The following is a 6,953-nucleotide window of genomic DNA, read 5'->3' as shown; positions in this document are numbered from 1 at the left end:
TTCCTGGATAGCTTTTGTTACCATAATCGGTAAGTTGGCTTTGTCGATATAACGTGCGGTTGCAACCAGGGATCCTTCTGCATCATAAAATGCACTTAATTCGGTATTACGATAGCTGAAGGTTGCCTGGAAAAGACCTGCATCATCCAGAGATTTCCATTGTACATTTTTTGCATCAGCAAATTCGGTGCGGAAAGATTCCAATACCTTGCCGGTAATAGGATCAACATTTGCGAAACTGGCCAGGCTTACAAAAGCAGTTGCGGCGATTAAGAGAAACTTTTTCATAAATTGACATTTAAAGGTTTAATGATTAATGCTCGTTTGAATAGTTTGACGATGTAAAAGTAAAAAGGTTACAACCCCTGTCAAGTAAATAGTGAAGGATGGTGATTTAAAGTAAATATTTGATAAGTACCTGAAAAGATTAGCGTTTACGGGTATAAAAAAATCGGCTGAAACGCAGGCCAGACGGCCAGTTGACAAAATTTGTTAAATAAAAAGTAAATCGCGGTTAATCCATGGTTAAATTAGAGAAGTGGAAACCGACTATTTTAAAAAATGAACTTTCTAGCACACGCCTATCTGTCTTTTCGCCAGCCAGACCTGCTCCTGGGCAACCTTATCAGCGATTTTGTGAAAGGCAAAAAGAAGTTTGATTACCCTGCCACCATACTCAGGGGCATCGATTTGCATAGAGCAATAGATAAGTTTACCGATGAACACCTGATCAATAAACGGGCAAAACAGGTTTTTAAGCCCGCTACCGGCCTCTATGCCCCTGCATTTGTAGATGTTGTTTATGATCATTTCCTGGCAACAGATGAACTTGCTTTTCCTGGTAATAGCCTCCATGATTTCAGTCAATGGGTGTACGGTACATTAGAAGGACAAGCGGCGTATTTCCCGGATCAGTTTTCCCGCATGTTTCCCTACATGAAAGAACAGAACTGGTTATTGAATTATAAGGAAAGATGGGGTATTGAACGCAGCATGGAAGGCCTGGTTCGGCGGGCCAAATACCTTGATTCTTTTCAACCTGCCTTCGAAGCCTTCGAAGCCGATTACCAGCTGCTGAAAGATTGCTTTCAGCGATTTTTCCCGGAATTGATGTTGTTCGTGAGTGATGAATACCGGCGCCAGCTTATTCGACCGGGAACACTTTAAACCGTTCATGCGCTGCTTTTTCCAGCATTTCACGGTCATTGGGATCTGCAATTTCAATCAATGCTTTGGCCCGCTGGCGTAGATTTTTTCCATATAAATACGCCACCCCGAATTCAGTAACCACATAATGAATATGCCCCCGTGTGGTAACTACCCCTGCCCCTGTTTTGAGAAACGGTACTATCCTGGAAATGCCTTTCCCGGTTCGGGCAGGTAGGGCTATAATCGGCTTTCCGCCCGGGCTCAGGGCCGCTCCGCGCATGAAATCCATTTGTCCGCCAATACCTGAATACTGAAAAGTTCCAATACTATCGGCACAAACCTGGCCGGTTAAATCAATTTCCACGGCACTATTAATAGCAACCATTTTGGGGTTGCGGCGTATAACCGAACTTTCGTTCACATAATCAATGTCGAGAAAGGCAAATGCAGGGTTATCATTCACATAATCGTATAAACGTTTTGATCCCAGGGCAAACCCCACCACCGATTTATTGGGATGAATGACTTTGAATTTGTTATTGATTACATCATTTTCCACCAGGTCTATAATACCATCGCTGAACATTTCAGTATGCACCCCCAGGTCTTTGTGATTGCCCAGGCAGCGAAGTACCGCATCAGGTATGGCCCCTATTCCCATTTGAAGGGTAGCCCGGTCTTCGATCATCCCGGCAATATAGGCTCCGATCTTTTTTTCGGCCTCGCCGAGTTTTGCGGAAAAATTTCCTTCATGTAAGGGTGCTTCATGATATACCATGGCATGAAAACGGTTTACATGGATCATTCCATCGCCGTGTGTTCTCGGAACATTCGGGTTAACCTGTGCAATAACATACCGGGCGGTATTAACTGCCGACCGGGCTATATCTACCGATACGCCGAGCGAACAATAACCATGTATATCCGGTACAGAAACATGCACAATGGCTACATCAATCGGTAATATCCCCTGTTTAAAAAGTTCAGGGATTTCACTTAGAAAAACGGGCACATAATCTGCTCTGCCCGCCTGTACGGCATCGCGGATACTGGCTGATACAAACAGTGAATTGATATGAAAATGGCCCTGGTATTCAGGTTTGTCCACAACCATATCGCCGTATACCGTAATGTTTACCAATTCCACCTGCCGCAAACGGTCTTTTTGTTCAGCCAGTTTCTTCATCATATAGGAGGGCGTTTGTGCACTTCCCTGCACAAAAACCCGGTTACCGGACTGAACAACAGATAAGGCTTCTTCTGCGGATACATACTGTATAGGTGGACGCATGTAAATTGTTTTAGCAAAAATATAAGAGCAAAAGAACCGCATTCCTGATTCCTGTCATAAAAACCAATGAACATTATTCCAGCGCTTCGTTATTTTTGGGCCTGTAAAGGTAGCAATGCATGACAACTCGATTTAATGTGTACAGGACAGGATTTTTGCTGGCAGTCTGCTGTTTGGTTCAATTTTCCCTGAATGCTCAATTCAAATTTCCCCCGGTAGATAAATCGCCGCTTGATTTTAGCTATTATCCGGCGAATTACCCGATTCTACGTATCCAGGAAAAAGCCAGTGAGCCTTTAATGGTTCGCGTAGTCTACAGCCGCCCGCAGAAAAATGGCCGGAAGGTTTTTGGCGAGCTGGTAGAGTATGGCAGTATCTGGAGACTTGGAGCAAATGAAGCCACGGAAATAGAATTGTTCAAGGATGCTAAAATCGGCGATACCCGGGTAAAAAAGGGCCGGTATACCATGTATGCAATTCCTACCACCGAAAAATGGACCATCATTATTAACAGGGAAACCGATACCTGGGGGGCATTTTTATACGACCCCAAAAAAGATGTGGCAAGAACAGATGTAGCCGTGCAACATAATGCGGATGCGCTCGAGTCTTTTAGTATGTATTTCGAAAAAACCAACGGTAGCATACACCTGTTTATTGGCTGGGACACTGAAATGGTGCGGATTCCCATCAGCTTTTTCTGATCTTTATAATATGTGTGGAATTGCCGGAATTTTAACGGAGGCAGCTGCTGCAGAGGCGGAAGGGCATTTACGTGACCTCCAGGTCATGACCAAAAGCCTGGCGCATCGTGGCCCGGATGGCGAAGCTTGGTGGGTCGACCCTTCCAAACGGGTTTTTTTCGGCCATCGCCGTTTATCCGTCATCGATCTTTCGCCTGCTGCTGCACAGCCCATGCAGTATTCGGAACGATACACTATTACCTATAATGGCGAGCTCTATAATTATATTGAACTGCGGGAGGCTTTACTAAAAAAGGGATATAGGTTCCGCACGGAATCCGATACCGAGGTAATTCTTGCAGCGTACCAGGAATATGGTAAATCCTGTGTGGAACAATTTACTGGTATGTTTGCATTGGCCATCTGGGATGCGGACCAGGCCGAGCTTTTTTTAGCCCGCGACCGTATGGGCGAAAAACCCCTGTTTTTTACCTGGCACCAGGGCCGGCTGCTGTTTGCCTCTGAGATGAAGGCATTCTGGGCCCTGGGCCTACCCAGGCAGCCCGATCCGCATCAGGTACTGCTTTACCTGGGGGCCGGTATTACCGGTATTCCCCTAAAGCCTGTGCAAAGTTTTTATACCGGCATCTTCCAATTGCCCCCTGCCCATACGGCCCGGTATGCCTACGGTTCGGGTACCTGGGGAGAACTTGAACTTACCCGTTACTGGGATCTTACCGGTCGGGTAACCTCGGTGGAGGGGCACCCGAATGCAGCCACTGAACAGGTGGAAAGGTTTCGTGCTTTGCTGAAGGCATCGGTACAACGTCGGCTGCGCTCGGACCTTCAAGTGGGATCCTCCCTTAGCGGTGGGATTGACAGTTCTTCCATTGCCGCCCTTGTAAAAGAACTGGGAGTGGAAAACTGGACCGGATTCTCCGCTGTTTTCCCGGGCTTTGAACGCGATGAATCGGCGGCAATACAGCTGTTGGCAAAGGAACTGAATATTCAATCGATTACCTGCAGCCCTACCGAAACAACCCTGCTTACCGATCTTGAAAAACTACTCTATCACCAGGAAATGCCCATTGAATCCGCCAGTGCCCTTGTGCAGTACAAGGTACTGCAACGGGCCGCTGAACAGGGAATAACCGTATTACTCGACGGACAGGGTGCCGATGAGTTACTGGCGGGATACCCCTCCTATATTCCCTGGTTTCTACAGGAAATATGGAGATCTGGTCGGTATGCCAGCTTTTTAAAGGAGTTAAATGCCTTTAAAGCGCACGGATGGACAGGCGGATGGGGGTGGAAGAACCGGCTGGCTGCCTGGTTTCCCCAGGCAGCTCAGGAACAGCTCATCAAAAAGCAGGCAGCTGCCATTCAGCGCATACCTTTTGCGGAGCAAGCTTATATAGCTGCCTCCCTACGACCCCATGACCTGTTCAAACCTTTTGTAACCTCTCTCCAGGACATACTGTACTATGACCTTACTATGGGACGGCTACCGGAATTATTGCGGTATGCCGACCGTAATAGTATGGCATTCGGCCGCGAAATCCGGCTGCCCTTTCTTGACCCGGCACTGCTGGAATTTGCCTATTCCCTGCCCGCCAGTGCCAAAATGCAAAATGGCTATACCAAGTGGATACTCAGAACCGCTATGAGTGGTCATCTGCCCCAACCGATTGCCTGGCAGAAGAAGAAGATCGGTTATGAGCCGCCGCAGGAAAGCTGGCTGCAACAGGCGGCAGTGCAGGAAGAAGTATTGCAATCCGCCCGGGTATTGGTTGATGAAGGAATCTTGCAAAAGCGCTATCTTGACCGCCCTAAAACAGGCAAAGCCGCTGCCGGCGCAGCAGACTGGCGACTGCTTGTAATGGGCAAATTATTGGCCGTTTAAAATTTGTTTTCCAATGAAAATAGCTACTAAGTTTATTCATGCCGGTATGGAACCGGATCCCTCCACCGGGGCTATTATGACCCCCGTTTACATGACTTCTACCTACGTACAGGAAGCACCAGGTGTAAATAAAGGCTTTGAATATGCCCGTTCCCAGAATCCAACCCGAAAAGCATTGGAAGAGGCGCTCGCAATAATTGAAAACGGGCAGTACGGACTGGCTTTCTCCAGCGGCGTAGCTGCAACCGATGCGGTTTTAAAATTACTGTCGCCCGGAGATGAAGTGGTAACCGGAAATGATTTATACGGCGGAACCTATAGGCTGTTTACCAAAGTATTTGAGCGATTCGGAATAAAATTCAGCTATGTTGATATGGGATCACTCGAAGCAGTGGAAGCGGCGATAAGCCCGGCTACCAAACTTATCTGGCTGGAAACACCCACCAATCCACTGATGAATATCGGCGATATTGCGGCCATTGCAGCTATTGCCAAAAGCAGTGGTTCCCTGCTTTGTGTGGATAATACATTTGCTTCTCCGTATTTACAGAATCCGCTCGACCTGGGTGCCGATATTGTTATGCATTCCTCTACCAAATACCTCGGGGGACATAGTGACGTAATCCAGGGTGCATTGGTAGTGAACGATAAAACACTCTACGATTCTCTGTATTTTATTCAGAAAAGCTGTGGTGCCGTGCCGGGCCCGATGGATTGTTTCCTGGTATTACGTGGCATCAAAACACTGCACCTGCGCATGCAACGACATTGTGAAAACGGCGAAAAAATTGCACATTGGTTAAGAAAACATCCAAAAGTAGGAAAGGTATACTGGTGCGGTTTTGAAGACCATCCCGGGTATGCGGTAGCTAAAAAACAAATGCGCGGTTTTGGTGGAATGATGAGTTTTGAGCTGAAAGATAATTCCGTGGAAACGGCGAAACAACTACTGTCCTCTACCCGACTTTTTTCGCTGGCAGAAAGCCTGGGCGGAGTAGAATCGCTTATCAATCACCCCGCTTCTATGACGCATGCCTCTATTCCAAGAGAAGAACGGATCAAAAACGGGTTATCCGATTCGCTGATCCGCTTAAGTGTTGGGGTGGAAGATGCGGAAGATCTTATCCAGGACCTGGCCAATGCTATTGGATAGCCATCTGGGGCGATTACATGCTTGATTTTCGTTTAACCAGGCTGGTGCGAAGTTCAAATAGCTTGAAATTAGTGGGCTTTTTTTTGATCTCATCAATTAGTACACCCATGGCCAGCTTCCCCACTTCGTACCCGGGTTGCATAACAGTGGTTAACCCCGGTTCTACCAGCGCGCTTACAGGATCGTTGTTGAATCCAACCACTTTCAGGTCGCGCGGAACGGAAAGCCCTTTTTTTCTGGCATAATTAATGGCAGCAATGGCCGAAAGATCATTGATACAAAAAATGCCATCCGGCATTTCTTGCTGCGACATTACTTTTTTGATGGAAAGAAGGGCATCTTCCTCAAATGACTTGCAACAGGAAATATATTCAGGCAGCAGGGGAAGCTGGTGTTTTTTAAGCGCATCGAGATAACCCTGCATTCTTTTTTGCGAAACCGAAAGCTCCTTGGGGCCGCCCACATGCGCAATTCTGCGGCAACCTTTTTTTATCAGGTGCTCCACTGCATTAAAGGCGCCTTCGTATTCATTTACAATAACCTTGGTACAGGCAAAACTGTCTATTACCCGGTCAAACATCACTACCGGTACATTTTTTTTATTGGCTTCTTCCAGCACCGTATGATTTTTTGTCTGCTTTGATACCGATATCAACAGCCCTTCGATATTGCAGGACAAAAGCTTGCGGATGCTTTTATTTTCCAGCGACTCTGTTTCGTTGCTCTGGCAAATCATGAGATGGTAGTTCTGCTCAATGGCACAGTCTGTCATAC

General features: G+C 46.9%; 6 protein-coding genes and 1 pseudogene. 4 read left to right on the top strand and 3 right to left on the bottom strand.

The window, feature by feature from the left end; all coding sequences use genetic code 11:
- Positions 1–288: pseudogene (locus tag A1D16_RS07225) on the bottom strand (hypothetical protein); the annotation flags it as partial.
- Between the two features lie 273 nt (positions 289–561).
- Here A1D16_RS07225 and A1D16_RS07220 point away from each other — a divergent pair.
- Positions 562–1,167 (top strand): ACP phosphodiesterase, encoded by a 606-nt coding sequence (locus A1D16_RS07220; RefSeq protein WP_290708679.1) that lies wholly within the window; start codon positions 562–564, stop codon positions 1,165–1,167.
- Here the strand turns inward: A1D16_RS07220 and A1D16_RS07215 are convergent.
- Positions 1,145–2,440, bottom strand: a complete 1,296-nt coding sequence (locus A1D16_RS07215; RefSeq protein ID WP_290708678.1) for an acetyl-CoA hydrolase/transferase C-terminal domain-containing protein — start codon at positions 2,438–2,440, stop codon at positions 1,145–1,147. The genes A1D16_RS07220 and A1D16_RS07215 overlap by 23 nt on opposite strands.
- Positions 2,441–2,559: 119 nt before the next feature.
- Here A1D16_RS07215 and A1D16_RS07210 point away from each other — a divergent pair, with 119 nt between their 5' ends.
- From A1D16_RS07210 to A1D16_RS07200, 3 genes are read left to right on the top strand one after another with little or no spacing between them, the layout of a single operon-like run.
- Positions 2,560–3,144, top strand: a complete 585-nt coding sequence (locus A1D16_RS07210) for a DUF2911 domain-containing protein (RefSeq protein WP_290708677.1) — start codon at positions 2,560–2,562, stop codon at positions 3,142–3,144.
- Between the two features lie 10 nt (positions 3,145–3,154).
- Complete coding sequence (asnB, locus tag A1D16_RS07205) at positions 3,155–5,026, top strand: asparagine synthase (glutamine-hydrolyzing) (RefSeq protein WP_290708676.1); 1,872 nt, start codon at positions 3,155–3,157, stop codon at positions 5,024–5,026.
- A 13-nt stretch (positions 5,027–5,039) separates the two neighbouring features.
- Entirely contained in the window at positions 5,040–6,179 is a 1,140-nt protein-coding gene (locus A1D16_RS07200; protein ID WP_290708675.1) for a cystathionine gamma-synthase, read from the top strand.
- A gap of 13 nt (positions 6,180–6,192) precedes the next feature.
- On the opposite strand, the gene A1D16_RS07195 is transcribed toward A1D16_RS07200, so the two are convergent.
- Positions 6,193–6,953, bottom strand: a 761-nt coding sequence (locus A1D16_RS07195) for a substrate-binding domain-containing protein (RefSeq protein ID WP_290708674.1), incomplete at its 5' end; no start/stop codon positions are given.

The organism is Flavihumibacter sp. CACIAM 22H1 (assembly GCF_001601815.1).
Classification (GTDB): Bacteria; Bacteroidota; Bacteroidia; order Chitinophagales; family Chitinophagaceae; genus Flavihumibacter.
This window is presented reverse-complemented; position numbering and strand designations above follow the sequence as displayed.